This is a genomic window from uncultured Mailhella sp. (genome assembly GCF_963931295.1).
Classification (GTDB): domain Bacteria; phylum Desulfobacterota; class Desulfovibrionia; order Desulfovibrionales; family Desulfovibrionaceae; genus Mailhella.
On the sequence record NZ_OZ007001.1, the window covers coordinates 870,347 to 892,889 of the forward strand.

Genomic DNA, 22,543 nt, shown 5'->3' on the forward strand with positions numbered 1-22,543 from the left:
CGGAACCTGCCATGAGCGACACGAATTCTTCCCCCAACGGCAAAAAGATCCTTTCGCGGCGCAACCTCTTCTTCGGCGCGGGAGCCGCCCTGCTTGCGGCGGCGGGTCATGCGCTGTACCGGCACGTGTCCTCCACCTCGTCCGTGAAGGTGGAATCCTTCTCCACGCCCGCCTCGGGCAAGAAAAAGAACATTCTGGTCATTACCGGAAGCGCAAGGCAGGGCGGCAACAGCGACGTGCTGGCGGAAGCCTTCGTCAAGGGCGCGCGCGAAGCCGGGCACGACGTGAACGTGTTTGCCGCGGGGCGGGAACGCATGAGCGCGTGCCTGCACTGCGAAGGCTGCTGGAGCACCGGACGCCCCTGCGTTTTGGAAGACAACTTTGAAAAGCTCTGGCCGCTGCTGGAAAAGGCGGACATGCTGGTGTTCTGCAGTCCGCTCTACTGGTACAACTTCAGCGGTCACATCAAGTGCGTCATGGACAGGCTCTATCCCTATTCCAAAAAACAGAAGCTGCGCGACATGCCGGTTCGGGAGGCCATGCTGCTCATGTGCGGCGAAAGCCTGTTTCTGCGGTCCTTTGCCGGACCGGCGGAAGCCTATCGGCAGATGCTCGGCTTCAAAGGCTGGAAAGACAGAGGCCGTCTGTTCGTCACCGGCGTGAACGACGCGGGCGACATGGCGGGGCACAAGGCGCTCGCCACGGCCGAAGCCATGGGGAAAAACGCCTGATTCCCGCCTCGTTCACCCCGACTTTCAACAGAAAACCCATGCAAGGAGCAGACATGAAACCCATTCCTCTTCTCGATGTGGCAAAGGTGACCTCGCCCAATCCGGTAACGCTCATCTGTTCCCGCAACGCAGAGGGCGTGACCAATCTCGCGGCGGTGTCCTGGTGGACTTATCTCAGCATTGAACCGGCCGTCATCGGCTTCGCCATGATGAAGCCCTCCTACACCGGAGAAACCGTGAGAGCCAACAAAAACGTGGTGCTGACCATTCCGGGCGAAGCGCTGGCCAAACAGGTCATGCAGTGCGGCTGCTCCACCGGCAGAACGAAAAGCAAGGCCCGGGACTTCGGCATCGAACTCAAGAGCCTGCCCGACTGCGACATTCAGATTCCCGTTCACAGCGCGGCGGCCATTCAGTGCCGTCTGCGGGAATTCGTCGATGTGGGCGATCACTACTTCTACATCTGCAACGTGGAAAACGTGTACGCCGACGATCAGGAACGTCCGCTCTTCGCCTGGAACGGCTACTCGAAAATCGCCCCGCTCCAGAAGTAGCCGCGCGCCCTTGCGCCGCATCTTCCGCAACGGCGTTCAAGCTGCAAAGCGCTCCTCGCCGCGGCCGGTCGGCGCACAGGAGAACAACAAGGCGGACTCCCCATCCACAAAACGAAGGGAGTCCGCCTTGTTCGTTTTCCGGCGCGGCGCAGCTTTCCGCCTTCTCAGGCTCTCTCGCGCAGCTCGGCAAGAAGCAGATCCGCGGCTCTCGAAAAGAGCTGATTCTTTTTCCACACGACGTCCACATAAGATTTCAGCGTCGGCGTCAGCGGACGAAAGCACAGCGCCGAATCTCCCGCCGTGTTCACAATTCCGTCGAGGCAAATAACGTATCCCGTGCCAGCCTCCGCCATCATCGCGGCGTTGAACAGCAGATTGTACGTGCCGACGATGGAAAGCTTGTCCGCAGGAACGCGCAGCCAGCTCAAGAGCTGTCCTCCGGCCAGCGCCTGACGGGAACAGATGAGCGGCAGATTCCACAAATCCTCCGCGCGCACGGCGTCGTGCGAGGCCAGAGGGCTGTCCCGGCGCATGAGCACTCCCCACCGGTCGGCAAGCGGCAGCCGCAGATAATGATATTTCGTCACGTCGTGCGGCTCGATGAACACGCCGAAATCCAGCAGGCCCTTGTCCAGACGTTCCGCCACGTCGGCCGCATTGCCGCTGTAAAGATGATACCGTACTCCGGGATGCCGCGCCATAAGTTCGCGCACGGCCGCAGCCAGCGTCCGAAAGGCCTGCGTTTCCCCCGCGCCGATGTGCAGCACGCCCGACACTTCCTCTTCGGCGGCGGTCACTTCCTCCCGCGTCTGCTGCACGAGATCCATGATCTGCCCGGCGCGCTTGCAGAGCAGCATGCCCTGACGCGTCAGCGTCACCTTCCGGCTGCCGCGCTCCAAAAGCTTCACGCCCATTTCCTCTTCGAGTTCCATGATCTGCCGGGAAAGGCTCGGCTGCGTGATGTTCAACGATCTGGCCGCGCCGGAAATGCTCTGCTCCCGCGCCACGGCGAGAAAGGAGCGCAACGTACGGAATTCCATGCTGTTACCCTCGTTTTCAGCCGAACATAATCCATGCATAAAAAACTATGTCAACGTATTCGCTATAACTATTTGCTATTGCTTCTCCAGCGTTTTATCATGAAAGCAAACGCCGGACGACCGTTCGGAAAACGCGCGCCGCCGTCCGAGGCGTTGCCGGACAACACAGGCAGTTTCTCCTCCGACGCGGACTATGCGCAGGCGTCCGCCGCCGGACGGGAAAAAACGACGCGCCGCCCGGCAGGCAAGGCCGACGCGTTGCGGCGTCGCTTTCAGGGAGAAAACCATGGCCATGACACGAAGAGATTTTTTGAAAGGCGGCATCATGACGGCGGGCGTCTGCACCGGCTCATCCCTTCTGCCCGGACGTGCCGCGTCCGGGCGGGAAATATCGCCCTTTCCCGCGCACGCCCCCTGCGGCACGGGCGTCGGCGTGTTTCCCGGGCGCGTGGTCTGGACGCGCGATCCTTCCGCCGTCCGCTGGGACGGGCAGGGCTACTGGTGGCAGCCGGAACATTTTTCCGAATCCGCCGTGCTCGCCATGGTGCGTTCGGGCATCGCCGCGCTGGCCGGAACGTCCGACGCCGTTGCCGGATGGCAGACCCTGTTCCGGCATCACAACGAATCGCGGGGAAGAAGCGGCGGCTGCGCTCCGGGGCAGCGGCTTGCCGTCAAGGCCAACATGAACGGAGCCGGAGCCTATTCGGACGACCCGCACGGCAGAACCCACGAAAGCTACACAAGCCCCGTGCTGCTCAGGGCGCTGCTGCTGTCCCTGATCGAAGACGCCGGCGTTGCGCCGCAGGACATAACGGTGTACGACGCAGGGCGCGTCATTCCCGAGTACATGCGACGGATGTGTTCCTCCGGCCCTCTGACGGGCGTGCTCTTCCGGCATCGCGATCCGAACGGCCCGCTGGACGCCCTGCCGGACAGGCACTGTCCCGTGCGCTGGTCCCGGGATATTGCCGGAGCGGTCAACTATCTGCCCGCGTGCGTCACGGAAACGACATACCTCATCAATCTGGCCAGCCTGAAAGGGCACTGCTACGGCATGACGCTGTGCGGAAAAAATCATTTCGGCAGCATCCTCAACGCCGACCGCATGCGCGCGCCGCAGGCCGCGGGACTCCATGCTCTGGTGTCGTCGAGCCGCATGGGCGACTACGCCGTGCTTGCGGATCTGACGGCGAATCGTCATCTCGGCGGCAAAACCGTGCTCTGCATGCTCGACGGTCTGATCACCGCCCCGGGAGAAAGCGTGAACATCACGCGGGAAAAGGCGCTCTGGCGGCAGCCGCCGTTCAACGGAAACTTCTGTTCCAGCCTGTTTTTCTCTCAGGATCCCGTAGCGATAGATTCCGTGGGCGCGGATTTTCTGGTCAACGAACCCGTCATGCGCGAGCACAACGCCCTTCTTCGGCACTATCGCGGCATGGAAAACTATCTGCACGAAGCCGCGCTCATCGCTTCGCCGCCTTCCGGCACGATCTACCGCGACGGCTTCGGCGGCGTCGTGAGCAATCTCGGCGTTCACGAACACTGGAACAATCCGGAAGAAAAACTGTACAGCCGCAATCTGGGCGGCAAGGAAGGCATCGAGCTCGTCCGCGCATGACAGAGCGACGGAGCGGCCTTCCCAACGACAACGGAGAACATCATGAAGATACTGGGCATCAACGGAAGCTCAAGAAAAGACGGCAACACGGCCCTGCTCATGCGGGAAGTGTTCAAAGGACTGGAAGACGCAGGCATGGAAACGAGCCTGATTCAGCTGGCCGATCACACCATCGAACCCTGCCGCGCCTGCTTTTCCTGCGCGAAGACGGGCTCCTGCGTGTTCGGTCAGGACGACTTCAACGAACTTTTCGACCTCATGACGAAGGCCGACGGCATTCTTCTCGGCTCGCCGGTCTATTCGGCCGATGTTTCCGCCAGAATGAAGGCCTTTCTTGAGCGCGCGGCCGTGGTGGCCGACATGCGCCCCGGCCTGCTCAGGCACAAGGCGGGCGCGGCCGTGGCCGCAGTGCGGCGCGGCGGAGCACTTGCGGCGGTGGACGCCATGAATCACTTTTTTCTCAATCATGAAATGTTCGTGGTCGGCTCCACCTACTGGAACATGGCCTACGGGCAAATGCCCGGCGACGTGCTGAGCGATGCGGAAGGCCTCGACAACATGAGAAATCTCGGCCGAAACATGGCCTTTCTTCTGCAGCGTCTGGCCTGACGGCACACTCCCTTGTGCGGACTTGCCGGAAGGCCTCCGCACAAGCGCCGGGCGCGGCGAGAGCGGCGGCGGCTTTCCCAGCCTCTCCCGCGACGGGAAGAGGACGGACCGGCAGCCGCGCGTCCGGCCTGCTCGACGACATGCGGCGTCCGTGCCCCCTTCCTTTCCCCGACTGACAATATCAGGCAAGTTTTTGCCACAAATGCATCTTCATCCTCCTGCGGGCGTCGTCTATTCTGATCATCAGAATAGAATATTTCCCGAATCCGGCTTCCGGGAAGGACAGCTTTCCCGTCGGCCGTCGCGCCCCGGAGTCAACGATGAACATGCCCGCAACCGTTCTCACGGATCTTGTGCTCCTTCTGCTGTTTCTTCTGCTCATGGCCGCTCCCCATACCGGCGGCGCGGTTCATGAGTGGCTGGGCGTGCTGCTGACCTTCACGCTTCTTCTGCATGCATGGCTCAACCGCGTCTGGTACAAATCGCTGCTCAAGGGCCGGTACAACGTCACGAGGGCCGTTCGGCTCGCGCTGAACGCCCTGCTTCTTCTGACGCTGCTCGGCACGCTGGCAAGCGCCGTGCCCATTTCCCGAGCGGTGTTCGCCTTTCTCGGACTCAAGGGCGGGCTCTCCGCAAGAACCATCCACGTCTTCTGCGCCCACTGGTGCTTCCTTCTCGCAGCCGTCCATCTCGGCGTTTACGGCAGGCGATTCTGCGCCCCGTTTGCGCGCTTTTCTGCCGCGCCTCGTCCGCTCGGCTATCGGCTGACCTCCTCCGGCCTAAGCGTCGCCCTTGCCTTGTACGGCCTGCACGCCTTTTTTCAGAGAGAACTGACCTTTCCGCTGACCATGCAGAGTTCCTTCATGCTGTGGAGCGAAAACGCCGCTCTCTTTCTTCTGGACTACGGCGCGGTCTTTTTCCTGTTCGCCTGGACAAGCTTCCGCCTGGCCACGCTGTCGCGCACATGGCGTTCCCACGCCTCGCTCTTTCTCCGCGCCGGGGAAAGACGCCCCTCGCCTTTCGATCAGCCCCCAAAGCGCTCATAGCTTCCTGCCGAATCGCCGCTCTCTGCCCGCCAGTGCTGCAAGGGGCCCCGCATCATCTCGCCGCCGCGTGATCCCCCCCCAAGGCGTCTGCCTTCCATCATGATGCCAGAGCCTCACAGCCATGCCTCCCCCCTCGCAAACTCGCGAAGCGGCGAACTTGCCCTTTGCTGACGATGCATGGCATCTATTGCCTTGAAAAAATATTAACGTATGACGCATGGAAAATATCGCCCATTTCTTCACCAAACTCATGCACAACATCGAAAAAATCTTCCCTTTTCCCCCTGTTGTTGTCCATAAAGACAGAAAAACATCTCTGCCATCAGAGAAAATACATATGTTCATGCGCCACAAGAGGAATGCATTGACAGGCACATGAAAAATTATCATGGATTAAGGAAACACCGCCGAGGATGCCATGCTTACTTTTCTTTTTCCTCCTGATGCGCCGGATGCGTCGTTTCGGCCTCTTTTCAACGAGATGGCGCAGTTCTTCCAGAAGGACATGCCTCTGTCCGAGGGCATGGCGGAACTTCACCGGATATTGAAGAAATACTTTCCCGTTGAATACATTCTGGTCACGGCAGCCACGGAGCGACAGGGGGAAGAGCGCATGTTCCTGTTTCCCGAAATCACGGGCATGCGCAAAGTGGCTCTGAACAGCACGCCCGAACAGCTGCTGGCCCTGAGTCACGGGCCCGAGCGGGTGGTGCGTCTCGGCGATCAGGACGATCACGGCATCACCCTCGGCGTGATTCACAGACTCTTTCCCGAACGCAGGTTTTCCGCGCTCATCATCCGGGCGGTGATGGCGCAACGCCTGATTGTTTCTCTCTCGCTCATCGTTCTTGAGCACCGCGGAGAGAACGTGTTTCACGCAGGGCACGTGAACGCCGCCTTTGCGCTTCTCGACGATCTCATGCGGTATTTCGGACGTCATGTTTCTTTGAAAGCCGCGGGGAAAAAGCGGGAGGAGCCGGGGCGGTATCTTCCGCTGGTGCAGCTTCCGGGCATGCATCAGGTGTGCGAAATGATATGGCAGGTCTCCCGTCAGGACTGCCCCGTGCTGCTTCTCGGAGAAACCGGCACCGGCAAGGAAGCCGTGGCGGAAACCCTGTACCGCTCTTCCGGACGCCTGGATGCGCCCTTCATCAAGATGAACTGCGGCAGCCTGCCGGAATCGCTCATGGAAAGCGAACTTTTCGGCCATGAAAAGGGAGCGTTTACCGGCGCGGTCGCTTCCCGCAAGGGCTTTTTCGAGCGCGCGCACAGGGGCATGCTGCTGCTTGACGAAGTGGGCGAACTTTCGCTTCCGGCGCAGACCAGGCTTCTGCGCGTGCTTCAGGAAGGCGTGCTGGAGCGCGTGGGCGGCGACGAGGAGCGGCGCATCGACGTGCGCATCATTGCCGCCACGCACAGAAATCTCGACAAGATGGTGCAAAGCGGCAGCTTCCGCTCCGATCTGTACTTCCGCCTCAGCGTGTTTCCCATTGCCATTCCTCCGCTGCGTCGTCGTCCGGAAGACATTCCCGTGCTGATACGGTTTTTCATCGCCCGAAAATGTTCCGAATACTGCGTGCAGAACCTGCCCGAGCCCTCCCCGGAAAACATGAGGGACCTGCTGGCCTACCCGTGGCCCGGCAATCTGCGGGAGCTCAGCAACGCCGTGGAACGTGCCGTCATTCTCTGGATGGGCGACATGCGCCGTCCGCTGGTGATTTCTCCGACGGCCCGGTTCATGCCGCAGGAGCAGGCCTCGGCTCCTGTTGCCGTTTCCTGGGGCGCACCCTCCGTTTCCGAACGATTTGAAACACTCAACGAAGCCGTGACGCGACACATCCTCCGGGCGCTGGAGCGCTCCGGCGGAAAGATCAGCGGCAGGGGCGGAGCCGCCGAGCTGCTCGACGTGCATCCCAACACCCTGCGCGCCCGCATGCAGAAACTGGGCATCCGTTACGATTCACAAAATATGGTGAAACATTGACACGGCATTTAGTGAAAAATACACGAAATATCGTTAAATAATCTTTTATCTCATTGATATTCCTAAATATTTAAAAATGGCATGCTTTTTGCTTTTATTCCGGTAAAAGCAAATTCCCGGCCATACCGCCGGCTATACAGGAGTATGCCATGATCCGTGCCTATCCCCATCTTTTTGAACCTCTTCAGGTTGGAAAGATCCGCTTCAGAAACCGCATCTGGACCGCGCCCACGGCGCAGGCCATGCACTTCATCACGCCCGAAGGCTACATCCGTCCCGAGTCCATCGCGCATTTCCGCAACAGAGCTCTCGGCGGCGCGGCCTGCGTGACGCTCGGCGAAGCGGCCGTTGATCAGGATCGCGGGCGTTCTCACTTCCACAACGTGAACCTGCAGGACATCAACAACCTGCCCTATCTCACCCAGATGACCGACGCCATTCATCAGGCCGGCGCCATCGCCTCCATTGAAATCGAGCACGGCGGCAAATATGCCTTCCCCACGGTCAACGGAGGCAGAAACCCCATTGCTCCTTCCGGCTGCGTGCTCCCCAACGGTCAGGTCGTGGATGAAATCACCGAAGAGCAGATGGACGAGGTGGCCGATCACTTTGCCGAAACCTGCCACTACCTGCAAAACGCCGGCTTCAAGATGTGCCTCGTGCACGGCGCGCATCAGTGGCTGCTCGGCGAATTCCTCTCCCCCGCGGAAAACCACCGCAAGGACAAGTGGGGCGGCAGCCTGGAAAACCGCGCCCGCTTCCCCATCATGGTGCTGGACAGAATCCGCAAGCGCGTGGGCCCCGACTTCCTGCTGGAATACCGCATTTCCGGCACCGAAGGTCAGCCCGGCGGACTGGAAATCGATGAAGCGTGCGAGTTCATCAAGATGATCGAAGACAAGATCGATCTCGTCCACTTCTCCCGCGGCAACCGCGGCGTGCTGCGCAGCCGTCCCGAAATGTTCCCCTCCGAATTCATGCCCAAGTGCCCCAACGAATACATGGGCGTGGCGGCGAAAAAGCACGGCATCAAGATCCCCGTCATCATCGTGGGCAGCATCACCGATCCTGAAGACGCCGAACGCATGATCGCCGAAGGTCACTGCGACGCCGTGGCCATGGCCCGCACCGTCATTGCCGATCCCGAATGGGCCAACAAGGCCCGCCTCGGCAAGCGCGAAGAAATCCGTCCCTGCATCAAGTGCTTCAACTGCCTCGATGAAAAGAACGCCCGCGTCTTCGGCGGCGGCATCACCGGCTTCACCAGAGACGTGGTGAAGCGCTACGCCTGCTCCGTGAACCCCCGCATCGGCATTGAAACCGACATCATTCCTCCGGCCACCGAAAAGAAGGTCGTGTCCATCATCGGCGGCGGCCCCGCCGGCATGCAGGCCGCCATCACCGCGGCCGAACGCGGTCACGAAGTGCGCCTCTATGAAAAGAGCGATCACCTCGGCGGTCAGATTTCCTTTGCCGACTACGTGTCCTTCAAGTATCCGCTCATGGAATTCAAGAACTGGCTCATCCATCGCGTGGGTCAGCTCGGCATCAAGGTGTTCCTGAACACGGAAGCCACCCCCGAACTCATCGAAGCCGCCTACCCCGACGTGGTCATCGCCTGCACGGGTTCCGTGCCCGCCCTGCCCAAAATTCCGGGCATCGACGGCAAGAACGTGATGCTGGCCACGCAGGCCTTCGTGAATCGCGACGCCGTGGGGCAGAAGGTGGTCATCGTGGGCGCGGGCGACACCGGCTGCGAATGCGCTCTGCACCTTGCCGAAGCCGGCCGCGACGTCACCATGGTGGAAATGGATGAATTCATCGCCCGCCGCACGGGCTACACGCAGCGCATCGTGCTGGTGGAAAAAATCGACACCAACGAGCACGTCTCCTATCTGACCAAGGCCTGCTGCAAGAAAATCACCGACAAGGGCGTGGAAGTGGAAACGCCCGACGGCGTCCGCTTCCTGGAAGCCGACACCGTGGTCATCGCCCTCGGCACCCGCGCGCTTCAGGATCAGGCCGAAGCCTTCCGCGACTGCGCTCCCACCTTCTGGCTTGCCGGCGACTGCGCCGAAGGCCCGAAGAACGTCCGTCACGCCATCCGCAACGGCTACGACGCCGCCTGCCGTCTGTAATTCCCGGAACGTCTGATAAAAAAGCCTGTTCCGCTGGCCGCTCCCACCGGCGGAACAGGCTTCCTTGCAGGCAGACACAACATTGTGGCCTTCTCCTCCATATCCTTATGACGAAGGAGTGAATTATGTCGTCAGGCGCTCAGGCAGGCACAGGATCCGAAGAAAAAAAACGGCTTCTGAAACTTCTTTTCTGCCTCATCTTTCCGCTGATATGCTTTGCCATTCCGGACAGCACGGGCATCACTTCCACCATAAAACTCTTCCTGTACATCACCTTTGCTGCAATTCTCATGTTTGCAGTGGATGTTACAAGTAATTTCATTGTATCCATATTCCTTATCTTTGCTTATGCCGCAAGCGGTCTTGTTCCTTTAAGTACAATTTTGGGTTCGTGGAAAAGCGACATTCCCTGGATCACGCTGGCGGCGCTTCTCATCGTCACCATCGTACAGAGAACAACGCTCCTGCAGCGCATGACGTATCACACCGTCATTCGTGTCGGCGGCAGCTACATGGGAATCATTTTCGCCGTCACCATCATTTCCGTTCTGGCGCGCATTTTCCTCACCGGCACCATGGCTTCCGTCAGCGTCATGATGGTGGCCTTCGGCCTCTGCACCGCGCTTCATCTCGGCAAGAGCCGGGCGTCGGCGGGCATCATGCTCATGGCGGTCACCGCCTACCGCGATGCCAACTTCTTCGTCTATTCTCCCGACTTCATCGCGCTTTTGTACAGCGAATCCGCAAAAGTCGCGCCCATTTCCACGAGTTATCCCGAATTTTTCATGAACAACTGGGTCTTTGTTTTCGAGATCCTGCTCTTTGCCCTGGTCATAGGAAAGTTCATGGCTCCTAAGGAGCCCATCGAGGGAAAGGCGGCCATGAGAAAAAATCTTGAAGCCCTTCCCCCCATGACCAGAGACGAAAAGTATATCTGCATCATACTTTCGGCGCTCGTCATCTTTCTGCTCACCTATCAGATCCATCACATTCCCATGGTGTACGGGTTTATTTTCACCGCCATCATATTCTATCTTCCCTATGTCAACATAGGAACAAACAACGACATCAAAAACATCAATTATTCCTCCATATTCTTCATCGTCGCGTGTCTCGGCATCGGAACCGTGGCGCAGTCCATCAACGTTGCCTCTTCCCTGTCCGTCATCATTTCTCCGTGGCTGAACGGCGTTTCTGAAAAAATATTCATGAGCATCGTGTATGCCATCGCCGTGTTCGCCAACTTCTTCATGACGCCGCTTGCGGAAATTGCAACCTTCGGCGCTCCCATCGCCCAGATTTGTCAGTCGCTCGGATTCAACCTCAACACCATGATATCCTCCTTCTTCCATGGAACGCAGCAGCTGCTGTTCCCCTACGAAACCGCGGTGTACCTTGTGGCGTTTTCCATGGGAGTCATGAAGCTGAACGACTTCACGCTCATTATGGGAATCAAACTGATTCTCAACACTCTGTTCCTCGTTACTGTTGGTTTTGCCTACTGGACTTTCATCGGAATTCTTTAAATGCACCAAATAGGAGGCAGTATGATCTTTCCCACCGTCAAAGTTGCCGCCGTGCAGGCCGCGCCCGTCTTTCTCAATCTGAAGGCGTCCGTGGAAAAAGCCTGCGCGCTCATCGACGAGGCCGGTCGCAACGGAGCCGAGCTCATCGACTTTCCCGAAGCGTTTCTGCCCGGCTACCCCTGGTGGATCTGGATGGGCGCCCCGTCGTTCGGCCACAAGTTCCTCATGAAGCTGCATCAGAATGCGCTCACCTACGGCAGCCCGGAAATGCGTCAGATAAGCGAAGCGGCCAGACGCAACAACATTTTCGTGTGCATTTCCGCCACGGAAGGCGACGGAACCACCCTGTACCTCACGCAGTTCTGGTTCGACAACAAGGGCAATCTCATGGGCAAGCACCGCAAGATGTCGCCTCCCGGATGCGAAAAGATCATCTGGGCCTGCGGCAACGGCAGCACCATGCAGGTTTTCGACACCAAGATCGGCAAGATCGGCGGACTGCAGTGCGGCGAGCATCTGAATCCCATGAATCTTTCCTGCCTGCTCGGTCAGGGCGAACAGATTCACTGCGCAGGCTGGCCGCCCATGCACACGCCCCGCGAAGGCCAGATGCCGCTGTTCTCTCCCTACGACATGTCGCGCACGGCCACCCGCTATGCGGCCATGGGCCTGAGAGCCTTTGCCCTGTACTCCACGCAGATGATGGCGCAGGACGTCATCGACATGCTCTGCGACGGCACGGGACATCCTGAATATATCGAATGCCTGCCCAACGGCGTGGATGGAACGCTCGGCGGCGGACGGGCGGCCGTGTTCAACGTGGCGGGCGACTGCATCAGCAATTCGCTCCCGCACGACGTGGAAGGCTGCGTCTATGCCGAATGCGACCTCATGGAAACGCTGGGACGCAGACTCGTCATGGATCCGCTGGACAAGGACGCAAGACCCTTTGCCCTGCGCATGACCCTGGACAGAACGGACTACAAGGCCATGAACTTTGAGGGCATGCAGCCTGACAACTCCGTTTCTTACGAAAATATTCAGAACTTATAATCCATCAGAGCCGGAGAATGAGAGGGAGGGGAACTCTTTTCCGGCTCGTTTTGTATCCGGGAGACGACGAAATGAAAGAAAATCTCCATGAACTTCTCAAAAACTGGGGACTCGAAGGCAGAACGATTCAGGAAGCCAAAGACACCGGAGCGGCCATTGCCACGGGAGTCTGGCATCTCGGACCGGACTACAGCCTGAAGACCGGGGGAAATTTTGAAGGTCTCCGGCATCACATTCATATTTCCCGCGTGCTGGCCGATCAGGGAATCACGGCCTCCTGCCCTCTTCCCACGCTGGACGGCAAGGACTTTCTTAGCTGCGGCGATCATTATTTTGTGATTACGGAACGCGTTACGGACAACTTCCTCAGCACGAAGCAGACGCCGCAGGGCAAGGAACCCTTTTATCTGGAACGCTATGCGCGCGAGGTACGCAGCTTCGACGCCGCGCTGCACGGCGGAAACAGGGATTTTGCCGAAGTCATGGCCTGGGCCGACAAGGAAAGCGCCCGCACGGCAAAGGCGTTCGGCATGCCGTGGAACGGCATTCCCAAAGACTGCGCGGAACGTTTTTCCGCCCTTTCCACGGAGCCTTCGGAATTTTTCGTCTGCGCGACCAAGGTGGAGGCGTCGCCCAGCGCTGTGGCGGACGCTCTCGACGCCCTGTCGCGTCCCCGCGGCCTCATGGCCATGCTTGCGGTGTTCGTGGCCTGGACGGCGGGCCAGACTTCCCTTTCTGCGCTCATTCGCGGCAATCTCAGCCTTGCAGCGGCTCTTTCGCACGGACTCTGCGCCCGTGCCGACGCCTGATGCCGACCGTGGAGTGTTCTTATGTCTGAATCTTCCGGTCGCGTGACCAACATCAAATGGGCTGTTAATTTTCTTCTTCCTCTTTCTCTGCTTCTGCTTCCCGAAAGCGAGGCGTTCACCTGGAACATCAAGGTGTTTCTGGCCATCACGCTGTGGGGCGTCATGGGCTACGCCATGGAGCTGACCGACAATCTGGTCGTTTCGCTCATCATGATGTTCATGTACGGCCTGTCGGGCATAGTGCCGCTGAAGGCCGTGCTCGGGCCGTGGACGGCCGATCCCGCATGGATGACGCTCGGCGCGCTCATCATCGTTTCCATCGTGCAGAAGACCACCATTCTCAAGCGCATGGCCTACTACGCGGCCATTCACACCAACGGCAGCTATATGAAGCTGGTGCTTGCCATGGCCACGCTGGCTCTTGTCGCCAGAGTGTTCCTCCAAGGAACCATGGCGTGCATTGCCGTCATCGTGGTGGCCTACGGCATCTGCGAGGCCCTCAACCTCGGCAGAAGCCGCGCTTCGGCGGGCCTCATGGTGGCCACGGTCATCTTCTACATGGATGCCAACTACTTCATCTACTCTCCCGATTTCATTTCCATTCTCTACAGCGCCGCCGCACCCGTGGCGAACATTGTTCCCTCCTATCCCCGGTTCTTCGCGGACAACGCGGTGTTTCTTGTGGGCAACTATCTGGTAGTCGCGGCCATCGGCCGCTACTGCCGCCCGTCGTCTCCGCTGAGCGGCAGGGAAAAGTTTGAAGAAGCCCTCGCCTCCCTCGGACGCCTCAGCGTGAAGGAATGGAAAATCATCGTCGTTCTGGTCGCGCTGGTCGTCTTTCTCTTCACGCATCAGTATCACCACATCAACATGGTGTACGGCTTCATCTTTGCGCCCATGATTCTCTACCTGCCCGGCGTCAACGTGGGAACGCAGCAGGATCTGAAGGACGTGCAGTTCTCGGTGCTGTTCTTCATCATCGCCTGCATGGGCATAGGTTCGGCGGGCAGCGCGGTGGGCTTCGGCCAGTACGTGTCGGTGAGCATCGTGCCCATGCTGCAGAACGTGAGTCAGACCACGTTCCTCTGCGCCACCTATCTTTCCGGCGTGCTTCTGAACTTCCTCATGACGCCGCTTGCCGTGCTGGCCTCCTTCGGCCTGCCGTTCGCCCAGATTTGTCAGGACCTGAACTTCAATCTGGAGCCCATGTTCTACATTTTCTATCAGGGCACGGCGCAGCTATGGTTCCCGTATGAAACGGCCGTGTATCTTGTGGCCTTTTCTCTCGGGCTCATCCGCGTGAAGGATTTTGTGTCCATCATGACCATCAAGTTCGTCATCAACGTGGCGTTCCTCGCCACCGCGGGCATGGCCTGGTGGGCCGTGATGGGCATTTTGTAGGAGAATGCGTTATGGCTGTTGTATCGTTTTTCGGACTCGGCAGCATGGGTCTGCCCATGGCGATCAATCTTCTGAACGCCGGTCATGAGGTGCGCGTCATGGTGCATCGCAGCGCCGCCGGACCGGAAGAGGCCGCGAGGCACGGAGCCGTCATGAAGTCTTCCGTGAAAGACATGGTTTCGGGGGCGGATTTCGTCGTCAGCGTGGTTCCCGACGACAGGGCCGTGCTCGATATTTATGAAAGCGAGGAATTCCGGCAGTCCGTGAAGCGCGGATGCCTCGTGCTGGAGATGAGTTCCTGCACGCCCGGAGCCGTGCGCAGGGTTGAAGAACTGTGCCGCCCTCTGGGCGTGCGCGTGCTGGATGCGCCCATTACCGGAGCCAGGCCGAAGGCCGTGGCAGGAACGCTGGTGGTTCTCGGCGCGGGAAAGGATGAGGATTTCGACGACGCATCTCCCGTGCTTTCCGCCATGACGGAAAAGGTGTTCCGGCTGGGAGCCGTGGGCACGGGCAAGACCATCAAGGCCATGACCAATCTGCTGGGGGCCGTGAATCTGGCGGCCGTCGGGGAATTCTATCGTTTTGCACGGGCGCTCGGGCTGGACATGCAGACCCTTGCGGAAGTGACGAAGGAAAGCGCCGGAGGCTCCACGCAGTTTTCCCGCAATTTCGGACGCATGGTGCAGGGAGACTACGCGCCGCTCTTTACCCTCGGCCTCATGCTCAAGGACATGGAAATAGCCATGAAATGCGCTTCGGAACATCCCGAACTGCACATGCCGCTAGCCGAATGCGCCACGGCGCTGTTCCGCAGCGCCTCGAACTATGCCGACGAGGACTGCAGCAGCATTGCCCGCGTCGATGCCCTGAAGGAATAACAACGCCGAGGCGCTTTGCGCCGCCTGCCGCCCGTCTCCGTCTTATTCAGAGACGACGCAAGGAATAGCGAATACCAAAGATCTCCTGCCGCAAGCACACTGGATGCTGCGACAGGAGATCTTTTTTCGTCTTCGGAAGCGCACGACGGACGCCGGGCGCGGGGCTGAACGTGACGAGCCGGAGTGAAGTTTCTTAGACGCCGTGACTCCGCGGCCTGCCACACCACACAGAAAAGTGTTTTCTTCAGCGGCATCTCATGCTCCATCAGCGGGGGATGTCGGACAATACTGCCATCCCCCTTAGGAGATTAACAAAAAAAACGCCTTGCGATTACTCACAAGGCGTTGATTTCATTTGGCGTCCCCAGGCGGATATTTTTATAAGTAGTAGTCAATTGGAATTATTGAAGATAGATGTTTTCAGTTAGAAAAATACCCACAAATCTACCCACTTTCCAAAAATATTTGGCGAACGAGGTTGGACTGCCTTAGCAGAATCGCCGGTCTTGTTTTTTACCAAAACATCTTCGTTGGTTACTCACAAGTCAGACGCTTCTTAATGGCTTCTCTGCTAGCAAGCTGTTTATCTCGGCTTCGATATTAGCCATAGCTTCCATAAGTTCCTCAAAGGCTGGATACTTTCCATAAATCATGGCGCGCATAACTTGGTAGTCTTTCCAAAGCCGTTCCAGATTATGCGCAGAAGGGGGCAGTTTTAATGTTCTAGGCTAAGCTTCAGAGTATCCTGCCCACGAATTATAATAAAACTTGTTTTTAAATTCGCTTACCTGCTTGAGAAGGTCTAGCGATGAAAAAATAGTATCTCGGTATGGAGAATTATAAAGACAGTACAAATCGTAGTAATGTCGAGCATATCGCATAGGCATGGGAGAGTTTTCTGGCCTGTTTGCCAATGATAGGTGTTATCGTTTTTCCTCTAGTGGTGTCCATACTGCCAGCGCGACGAATTCAAGTCGTATTTCCGGCAGAATACTATCAACAGTAAACGCTTTTGGGTAGCGAAATATGACGGTTTGCTCACAGTCTTTATTATCGATATCCTCAGCAATAGATAGGCAATTTTGGCAACCGATAAGTTTGCCCAGATCCCCATTCATCCGAGTTAAAAAGTCCATCTTAAGAAGTTTCGCCGTGAGCTGATTTACTTCCTTATTAAATAGGCTCTGCTTGGTACGACTACGTTCGTTCCAAGGCTCAGTAAGCTCATAACCTAGCAGCGCCAGTCAAGGATAAGATCTATATCTTCGGAGAAACGCTTAATGGCATGGTAAGCTTTGGACAGACTCGTACCACCTTTGAAAGCGAAATGTTCTCCCCATGGGCTTTTATGAAAGAGGTAGTCCAGCATAAAACAAACCCAAAAGTCTTTTTCAATGATAGCCTCGTGTAGGCCCACATTTGCCGCTGTATTGGATATGATAATACTCCGTTCTTTTTGTGACAAAAATCAAGCCAACCTATCAATTTAAAATAATCTTTAGAAATTATTAAAATTTTCCCAAAACATAGTCTACGCTTGTCGAACTTTATTTTGTCAGACCACGGAGAGCTATTAATTCAATGTCTTTTCTTTTATATGAAACTCAATTTTTCTACTTTTGCAAAACTCTATAACTTTATTGGCTTCAATATTATAAAAATCCTTATTTTTTTTGAATGAAGTTACTGTCTTGCTATAATTTGTTTTTCCAAAAATAATTTTATCGACAAATGAAATTTTCTCCAAAATATCATACAGGTTTTGCTGTATAATATTTGGTGTTGGATATGGTTCAATACTTACCCATGTTTTGTATCCTTTATCATGCAATTTCTTTAGCGCTGAAAGACGATCTTCATATGTAGCAGTCCACGGTTCCATTTCTTTTCTATAATCTTCATCAAGTGATACTAAAGTTATTCCATACTCATTTCTTGACGAAAAAGACGCTAGATCTATTGGTAATATCCCTTTTGTGAGTACTGTACATTTTACATTATAGCTATTTAATAGATTTATTGACTCAAGACTCATGGATACTATCTCGTCATAGCCGACCATAAACGGATCGGTGGTAAAACATAGATGTACAGACTTTATAGATTTTTTTAATCGAGGGATTTCGTTCTCAAGAATTTCAAGAGTGTTTGAAACAAGATAAGGCTTGAGCCATTCTTCATAGCTTTTAACCTGGCCAAAGCGTTTTTTAAGCATGAAAGCATAGCAGGGATATTTGCATCCATGAGCACAACCAAGAACATGATTCATTGTATAATCTCCATACTCAACACCTGTCATGTAAAGCATGGATTTTCTTTGTATGTACCCTTTCACCTTTTTCATTGAATCACTCTCTTCAGGATAGCTTCTTGTCCTTTCTTTTCTTCCCAAAATTTAGACGGCTTTCCAGTTTTCGTTATAGAAGGTGTGCGCCTAATTTCAAGATATTCTTGTGTCTGCAGTTCTGTCAAAATGGAATAAATATTCTTAAGATTGCACAATATACCTGTTTTACTAATAAATCCTGCTATAAATTTTGTTATATTAATTTCGATTTCGATACACTCCAAATAAGATTTAATTGCTTTTATGAGGTCCTCTTTAGAAATCCACGCACCATCACTTTTGGGAACAATACCAGAATTTCCTTCAAGAAGAGAACCTTGGCTCTCTTTCTGAATATGCGTATAAATTTCATCCGTTCTTTTGAGCATATTTTGAGCCATGAGAAAACAAGCATCTTCATGATTGCTAACATGAACCATGCGGTATTTGGGCTGTTGACCGGCCTTCATGCGAATAGGCAAGTCCAGCACATACTCAAAGTTTGTGCTCAACCTTTTCTTATACTCAGAGGACAGCCTCTTTTCCGCCTGATAACCCGTAATCTTTCTATCTCTATAGTCCTTTGCAATAGCTTTCCAATAATCGCCGCCAGCGATTCTCGTCAGCAACGCTTCTGATTCTTTTGTGGCGTCTATTTTTGTCGGATCATATTCCACGATAAGATCGTCGATATCACGGAAAGCTTCGTCCCCACTCCAATCAACATTCAAAACTCTACAGGCTGCTCTAAAAAAACCAAAGGAATTGAAGTTAACAAGCATCTCGAAACTGGCAAAATTATAAGAGGAAAATTGACTGAATAAGCCAGCATCCAATGCTTTAATGCCATAAGGATCAATATAAAGAAAAATATTATACCCTGCTTTATCACGAAGCAGGTCTAAAATCTTCTCTTCATATTTTCCAGAAACAATTTGAATATATCCATCCTTTCTATAAAAATTAGTATTCTTTTGTAATTCTTCTCCATATCTCAAATCAATAAAACACATATCGATTTTTTTAAAATTATTACTAACTAACGAAGTTTGTAGGCTCGCTTCTCTAGTCTTCAAAGCAATAAGTGGGCTTCCATCATTCCCATCGTTGAATTTACCTTTACCTGCGAAGCAATCGATATAGAAAACTGGCTTTCTGGTCATCAATATTTTCTGAAAATAAGGTCTAAGATAGCACGCCAAGAGGCTATCTTTCACTTCCGACCAAATTTTCTTTTTGTCAAAGAAATCGTTATTGTTCTTTGCCATACGACATCCAATTTTGAGAGTCTTTTATATCAAAGAAGCTTGCTTCATACGAGTCCGTCTTCGACCGAACTGCGGAGCTTCCCGCATCTCTTCCGGTACATCGGGGAGTTCAGACGCTATGAAGAGAGGACCTTCAAGAATCTCTTCGAGAAGAGCTTTCTGTTCTGGATAGCTTGCCAATGTAGCTTCCAAAATCCATAGCAGATTCAGTAACTCCTTGGTATATTCCAAGGTCCAGCTTTCCGGTCGAATATCGTCCAGCGGCGAAGATTTTTTATTTGTACCCTTAGTACGATACTTGAGCCAAGATGAGACAACTTTGAGTCCCGACACCTCGAAATTAAAAACTTCAGGCCTTACAGGGGCAAACTTTCCTTCGCCAACGCATAGAGTATTCATGCTTTCATCATAACTAAAATCATCAGGAAACTTATCGAGTGAAACAGATGCAACACATTTTGCCAAACCTACAGCAATCTTTCCGCGAGATTGACCTTGGGGTATCATGCGTTCTCCATAACTATGCAGCCATATTAATTTTCGACCAATCTCAACAGCACGAGAAAAAAGAATTGCATCCTTTGTAAGAGGAACACGGATCTCCTTGCTTTCAAGTTCATCATGAAAAGTTTCGGTAAAACCGTTATGTGCTAAAACGGCATACACATATGCTGAAAAATCTTCTGCTGTCACATTTATATTATATTGCTCTATAAGAATATCTATCAACCCTCCGACAATATTGGCCTGTGTAGCAGATGCATCACGATACATAGGAATAATATCTTTGGATCCTCGATTACAAAAATAATTAAGATCAGGAATAAATGCAGAAAATGTAAGTGCAGGACCAAAACTAATTGCTCGTGGAAACTGTGTAGCAAAATAAAATTGATTTGGTCCAAAAGTCTTCCATAATGCTGGACTATGTCTATCAAGACAACGTGCATCTGCAATGATATACTCTCTGTCAAACGAACGATATCCGTATGGAACAATCTTTTCGTATGTAAGAGCTCCAGGTTTTGCTATCGGATCGAGCGTTTCAGAGGTAAAAAGTCCTTTGGGACTGGCATCAATATTACATCCTCCTGTAGAAGGGGGCGAATCTTTGAATTGTCTTCTGCGCTCTTCAATGTCTTCCGTTTGGAAAATGGTATTCCAACGCTTTTCCAGCAAATTTTTATCAGAGCCTATAACCCATGTCCGGCCAGCTTTGACTCCCGACTGCTGCCATGGAAAAAGATCTTGGAGAAGAGGATAAGTAAAATATTCCCCCTGTCCATCAGGAACCATTTTAGACTGCCAGTCTGTAGGACAGTCATCCCATGCCAGAGAATCAAAAGCTGTAATACGTTCCAAGGTATTCAGCTTTTCATTTTTCGTACCTGTGATTCGGGCATAGTGAACGGAGGCTGGTGAGTTGGCATCTGTACGGCCATAGCGAACAGCCAACGTAATGCACACCGGAGTCTGAATGTTGAACACATTTTCTTCAGTTCTTGCTCCGCGTCCTTCTCCCCCCAAGTCGATGATCCATATTTCATCGCATTGCCGGCGCATCTGCTCTCTCATCCCTAAGAAAGCCGCTCCTTCTAGAAACGACGAGGCAGTTATGAAGGAGACAATGCCGGGAGCATCCTGATCTCCCTGTTCAAAGACTTTCCACATAGCCCAACGCCAGAAATACACATACAGGTTGTACAAGTTCTTAAGCTGTCCTCCCTGTCCGGCATCTCTCACAGGCTTGGCAAAATCTTCCAGAAGGGCATTTTCAGGATCATATAGGCCATCTTCGTCTTCATTTCCCCAACGTATCCATCCCCCTGTTTCCTTTCGATTCGCCCCATTGAACGCAGCATGTCGATCGTAGGGAGGATTTCCGAGACAAATCAGGATTGGCTTGGCCTTTTTTATTTCCAAGGCCTTTTGATGCTGTTCAGAAAGCTCTCGGGAAAGCAGAGAGGGGAACTGAGGAGTCACATCTGGCGACTCCAGCGTGTCAGTCAGAAAAATATTAGGCCCTCTATTGGCCATGGAGGCACCATAGTTTTCCAATGCACGACTGAGTCTCAACTGGGCAACTGAATATGGGCCAACTTGAAGCTCAAATCCATGGAGCAGATCTTTCAGCATATTAGCACCCGTTGAGGTTGCTCCTGCTCCCATGGTTGAAGCTATTTCTTCAAGAGTCTGAGATACTATGCCCAACAGAAAAGTTCCGGTGCCTACGGCTGGATCAAGCGTTCTGACTCTAGAATCTGCGAACCCCTCTAGCATATTCATTCGTTCTTTCAAAACGCTTTCTGTCAGGCGAATCATCGCCCGCACAACTTCCACCGGAGTATAGTAGGAGCCAGAATCTTTTCGCAGCTGAGGATCATATTCCGCAAGAAAATCTTCGTAGAAATAAAGCCACGGGTCTCTACCGGAATTTCTCCATCCCGTACGAGGAATAGCATCTATAGTACGCTGTAGCAGCCCAAGAGAAAAAGGAAGCTCGTCTTCATTAAGGTTGTCGGTAAAAACTTTGAGAGCTTTGGAAAGAAGTGCGTGCCCACTATTTAAACTCGTCACCGCCGAGCGCAGATCAAGAACATTTCCGTCTTCTGCATTGGCAAGCAGAAGCGCAAAGGTGACAGTCTGCGCATAAGCATCGGCGAAGCGCTCCTGGCTTTGACCAGGGAACAACGTGGTCTGCCATTCTCGGTAGAGATAGTGGAAGGCAGAGTTTTCATCTTCAAGAGATTCCGCGACCTCTAAACGAAGAAGACGGCAAATCGGAGCCAGCAGTTTGGCAAGCTCTTGCGCGTCGTTAGGAACTATAGGATTCCATGTAAGAAAACTACGGAGTATAGGCTCCAAGGCTACGGCGTTATTAAGTGTTACAGCACGAGCACCTTCGGCCTTAATGTTACCGCTCATGCGAACAATAGAAGATGTTCTTTCGCCTCTCTGAAAAAGACCCCATTCATTACCATCAGTGTAAAGTATGCACGGAAGAGTTTTAAATCGCTCCCACTGGGATTTGTCGTGTCCCTGATAGGTGGTGGGGTCAGCGCCTTTGCCAACTCGTTTAACTTCTACATAACCACAGAGAGAGCCATTGGAGTGAATCGCATAGTCGGGTTTGCCTATATTCTTTACGCGCACCTCTCCCATAGGGACAACCTTCATCCCAAAAACATTTCCAGCCGTCTGGATAAACTTTTCAAACGGAGCGCGAAGCTGCTCCTCAGGCTCTCCTGACGTTCCAACTAAGTTCAGCTTGGTAGAAACTTCATCTGCAAAAGTAGAAAGCGCAACGAAAAGTTCATTCGGCATGGAGGATACCTCTTTGTTTACCGTTTGAGCTTAGAAAGAAAACGATAAAAAGTCGAGGATGCAACCCCAGACTAGCGACCAAAAAATGAGCACTGTTTTGAACTTATAATCTATATTTTGGAAAATGGAGGACAATGGATTTTAGCCCAAATAACAGTGTAACGAAGCTGTACGGAAGCACGGAAAGAATCTGTCTTTTAAATAACACGAGGCAATAACACTCCACCGTTTTAACTAA

At 53.8% G+C, this 22,543-nt stretch carries 19 protein-coding genes; 13 read left to right on the forward strand and 6 right to left on the reverse strand.

What is annotated here, in order from left to right; translation table 11 throughout:
- Positions 1-11: 11 nt before the first annotated feature.
- Positions 12-731 (forward strand): flavodoxin family protein, encoded by a 720-nt coding sequence (locus ABGT79_RS03430; RefSeq protein WP_346665014.1) that lies wholly within the window; start codon positions 12-14, stop codon positions 729-731.
- Positions 732-784: 53 nt separating this feature from the next.
- Positions 785-1,285: a flavin reductase family protein gene (locus tag ABGT79_RS03435; RefSeq protein ID WP_346665015.1), complete on the forward strand. Its 501-nt coding sequence runs from the start codon at positions 785-787 to the stop codon at positions 1,283-1,285.
- Between the two features lie 164 nt (positions 1,286-1,449).
- Here ABGT79_RS03435 and ABGT79_RS03440 read toward each other — a convergent pair whose 3' ends face one another.
- Positions 1,450-2,325, reverse strand: a complete 876-nt coding sequence (locus tag ABGT79_RS03440; protein WP_346665016.1) for a LysR family transcriptional regulator — start codon at positions 2,323-2,325, stop codon at positions 1,450-1,452.
- Between the two features lie 75 nt (positions 2,326-2,400).
- The gene (locus ABGT79_RS03445) at positions 2,401-2,619 is read right to left on the reverse strand and encodes a hypothetical protein (protein WP_346665017.1); all 219 of its coding nucleotides are present in this window, start codon (positions 2,617-2,619) and stop codon (positions 2,401-2,403) included.
- On the opposite strand from ABGT79_RS03445, the gene ABGT79_RS03450 reads away from it, so the two are divergent.
- The 11 genes from ABGT79_RS03450 to ABGT79_RS03500 all read left to right on the forward strand — a co-directional run bounded on the left by ABGT79_RS03450 (position 2,612) and on the right by ABGT79_RS03500 (position 15,387).
- On the forward strand, positions 2,612-3,943 hold the full coding sequence (locus ABGT79_RS03450; protein ID WP_346665018.1) for a DUF362 domain-containing protein: 1,332 nt from the start codon (positions 2,612-2,614) through the stop codon (positions 3,941-3,943). The genes ABGT79_RS03445 and ABGT79_RS03450 overlap by 8 nt on opposite strands.
- 42 nt (positions 3,944-3,985) lie before the next feature.
- Positions 3,986-4,552: a flavodoxin family protein gene (locus tag ABGT79_RS03455; protein WP_346665019.1), complete on the forward strand. Its 567-nt coding sequence runs from the start codon at positions 3,986-3,988 to the stop codon at positions 4,550-4,552.
- A 320-nt stretch (positions 4,553-4,872) separates the two neighbouring features.
- Complete coding sequence (locus ABGT79_RS03460) at positions 4,873-5,598, forward strand: DUF4405 domain-containing protein (protein ID WP_346665020.1); 726 nt, start codon at positions 4,873-4,875, stop codon at positions 5,596-5,598.
- Positions 5,599-5,815: 217 nt separating this feature from the next.
- Positions 5,816-5,977 (forward strand): hypothetical protein, encoded by a 162-nt coding sequence (locus ABGT79_RS03465; protein ID WP_346665021.1) that lies wholly within the window; start codon positions 5,816-5,818, stop codon positions 5,975-5,977.
- Positions 5,978-6,016: 39 nt separating this feature from the next.
- Positions 6,017-7,582 (forward strand): sigma-54 dependent transcriptional regulator, encoded by a 1,566-nt coding sequence (locus ABGT79_RS03470; protein ID WP_346665022.1) that lies wholly within the window; start codon positions 6,017-6,019, stop codon positions 7,580-7,582.
- A 149-nt stretch (positions 7,583-7,731) separates the two neighbouring features.
- Entirely contained in the window at positions 7,732-9,720 is a 1,989-nt protein-coding gene (locus tag ABGT79_RS03475; RefSeq protein WP_346665023.1) for an FAD-dependent oxidoreductase, read from the forward strand.
- A 125-nt stretch (positions 9,721-9,845) separates the two neighbouring features.
- Positions 9,846-11,246, forward strand: coding sequence for an anion permease (locus tag ABGT79_RS03480; RefSeq protein ID WP_346665024.1), 1,401 nt, complete (start codon positions 9,846-9,848; stop codon positions 11,244-11,246).
- A 21-nt stretch (positions 11,247-11,267) separates the two neighbouring features.
- The gene (locus tag ABGT79_RS03485) at positions 11,268-12,299 is read left to right on the forward strand and encodes a carbon-nitrogen hydrolase family protein (RefSeq protein ID WP_346665025.1); all 1,032 of its coding nucleotides are present in this window, start codon (positions 11,268-11,270) and stop codon (positions 12,297-12,299) included.
- A 71-nt stretch (positions 12,300-12,370) separates the two neighbouring features.
- A complete protein-coding gene (locus tag ABGT79_RS03490; RefSeq protein WP_346665026.1) occupies positions 12,371-13,108 on the forward strand; it encodes a hypothetical protein in 738 nt (245 codons plus the stop codon).
- Positions 13,109-13,129: 21 nt separating this feature from the next.
- Positions 13,130-14,509 carry an SLC13 family permease gene (locus tag ABGT79_RS03495; protein WP_346665027.1) on the forward strand — a complete coding sequence of 460 codons (1,380 nt, stop codon included), beginning with the start codon at positions 13,130-13,132 and terminating at the stop codon, positions 14,507-14,509.
- A gap of 11 nt (positions 14,510-14,520) precedes the next feature.
- The gene (locus ABGT79_RS03500) at positions 14,521-15,387 is read left to right on the forward strand and encodes an NAD(P)-dependent oxidoreductase (protein ID WP_346665028.1); all 867 of its coding nucleotides are present in this window, start codon (positions 14,521-14,523) and stop codon (positions 15,385-15,387) included.
- Positions 15,388-16,618: 1,231 nt separating this feature from the next.
- Here the strand turns inward: ABGT79_RS03500 and ABGT79_RS03505 are convergent.
- The 4 genes from ABGT79_RS03505 to ABGT79_RS03520 form a co-directional block, all read right to left on the reverse strand.
- Positions 16,619-16,756, reverse strand: coding sequence for a nucleotidyl transferase AbiEii/AbiGii toxin family protein (locus tag ABGT79_RS03505; protein WP_346665029.1), 138 nt, complete (start codon positions 16,754-16,756; stop codon positions 16,619-16,621).
- 204 nt (positions 16,757-16,960) lie between these two features.
- Positions 16,961-17,731, reverse strand: a complete 771-nt coding sequence (locus tag ABGT79_RS03510) for a radical SAM protein (RefSeq protein WP_346665030.1) — start codon at positions 17,729-17,731, stop codon at positions 16,961-16,963.
- Positions 17,728-18,981 carry a three-Cys-motif partner protein TcmP gene (tcmP, locus tag ABGT79_RS03515; RefSeq protein ID WP_346665031.1) on the reverse strand — a complete coding sequence of 418 codons (1,254 nt, stop codon included), beginning with the start codon at positions 18,979-18,981 and terminating at the stop codon, positions 17,728-17,730. The genes ABGT79_RS03510 and tcmP overlap by 4 nt, the downstream gene beginning before the upstream one ends.
- Positions 18,982-19,005: 24 nt before the next feature.
- Positions 19,006-22,305 (reverse strand): type ISP restriction/modification enzyme, encoded by a 3,300-nt coding sequence (locus tag ABGT79_RS03520; protein ID WP_346665032.1) that lies wholly within the window; start codon positions 22,303-22,305, stop codon positions 19,006-19,008.
- Positions 22,306-22,543 lie beyond the last annotated feature (238 nt).

Bases quoted from the DNA above. Each gene is read 5' to 3' on its own strand.
- ABGT79_RS03490 (WP_346665026.1), top strand. From the start codon at position 12,371: ATGAAAGAAAATCTCCATGAACTTCTCAAAAACTGGGGACTCGAAGGC.
- ABGT79_RS03505 (WP_346665029.1), bottom strand. From the start codon at position 16,756: ATGCTGGACTACCTCTTTCATAAAAGCCCATGGGGAGAACATTTCGCT.
- ABGT79_RS03435 (WP_346665015.1), top strand. From the start codon at position 785: ATGAAACCCATTCCTCTTCTCGATGTGGCAAAGGTGACCTCGCCCAAT.
- ABGT79_RS03500 (WP_346665028.1), top strand. From the start codon at position 14,521: ATGGCTGTTGTATCGTTTTTCGGACTCGGCAGCATGGGTCTGCCCATG.
- ABGT79_RS03460 (WP_346665020.1), top strand. From the start codon at position 4,873: ATGAACATGCCCGCAACCGTTCTCACGGATCTTGTGCTCCTTCTGCTG.
- tcmP (WP_346665031.1), bottom strand. From the start codon at position 18,981: ATGGCAAAGAACAATAACGATTTCTTTGACAAAAAGAAAATTTGGTCG.
- ABGT79_RS03440 (WP_346665016.1), bottom strand. From the start codon at position 2,325: ATGGAATTCCGTACGTTGCGCTCCTTTCTCGCCGTGGCGCGGGAGCAG.
- ABGT79_RS03470 (WP_346665022.1), top strand. From the start codon at position 6,017: ATGCTTACTTTTCTTTTTCCTCCTGATGCGCCGGATGCGTCGTTTCGG.
- ABGT79_RS03455 (WP_346665019.1), top strand. From the start codon at position 3,986: ATGAAGATACTGGGCATCAACGGAAGCTCAAGAAAAGACGGCAACACG.
- ABGT79_RS03510 (WP_346665030.1), bottom strand. From the start codon at position 17,731: ATGAAAAAGGTGAAAGGGTACATACAAAGAAAATCCATGCTTTACATG.
- ABGT79_RS03485 (WP_346665025.1), top strand. From the start codon at position 11,268: ATGATCTTTCCCACCGTCAAAGTTGCCGCCGTGCAGGCCGCGCCCGTC.
- ABGT79_RS03480 (WP_346665024.1), top strand. From the start codon at position 9,846: ATGTCGTCAGGCGCTCAGGCAGGCACAGGATCCGAAGAAAAAAAACGG.
- ABGT79_RS03465 (WP_346665021.1), top strand. From the start codon at position 5,816: ATGGAAAATATCGCCCATTTCTTCACCAAACTCATGCACAACATCGAA.
- ABGT79_RS03475 (WP_346665023.1), top strand. From the start codon at position 7,732: ATGATCCGTGCCTATCCCCATCTTTTTGAACCTCTTCAGGTTGGAAAG.
- ABGT79_RS03430 (WP_346665014.1), top strand. From the start codon at position 12: ATGAGCGACACGAATTCTTCCCCCAACGGCAAAAAGATCCTTTCGCGG.
- ABGT79_RS03445 (WP_346665017.1), bottom strand. From the start codon at position 2,619: ATGGCCATGGTTTTCTCCCTGAAAGCGACGCCGCAACGCGTCGGCCTT.
- ABGT79_RS03495 (WP_346665027.1), top strand. From the start codon at position 13,130: ATGTCTGAATCTTCCGGTCGCGTGACCAACATCAAATGGGCTGTTAAT.
- ABGT79_RS03450 (WP_346665018.1), top strand. From the start codon at position 2,612: ATGGCCATGACACGAAGAGATTTTTTGAAAGGCGGCATCATGACGGCG.
- ABGT79_RS03520 (WP_346665032.1), bottom strand. From the start codon at position 22,305: ATGCCGAATGAACTTTTCGTTGCGCTTTCTACTTTTGCAGATGAAGTT.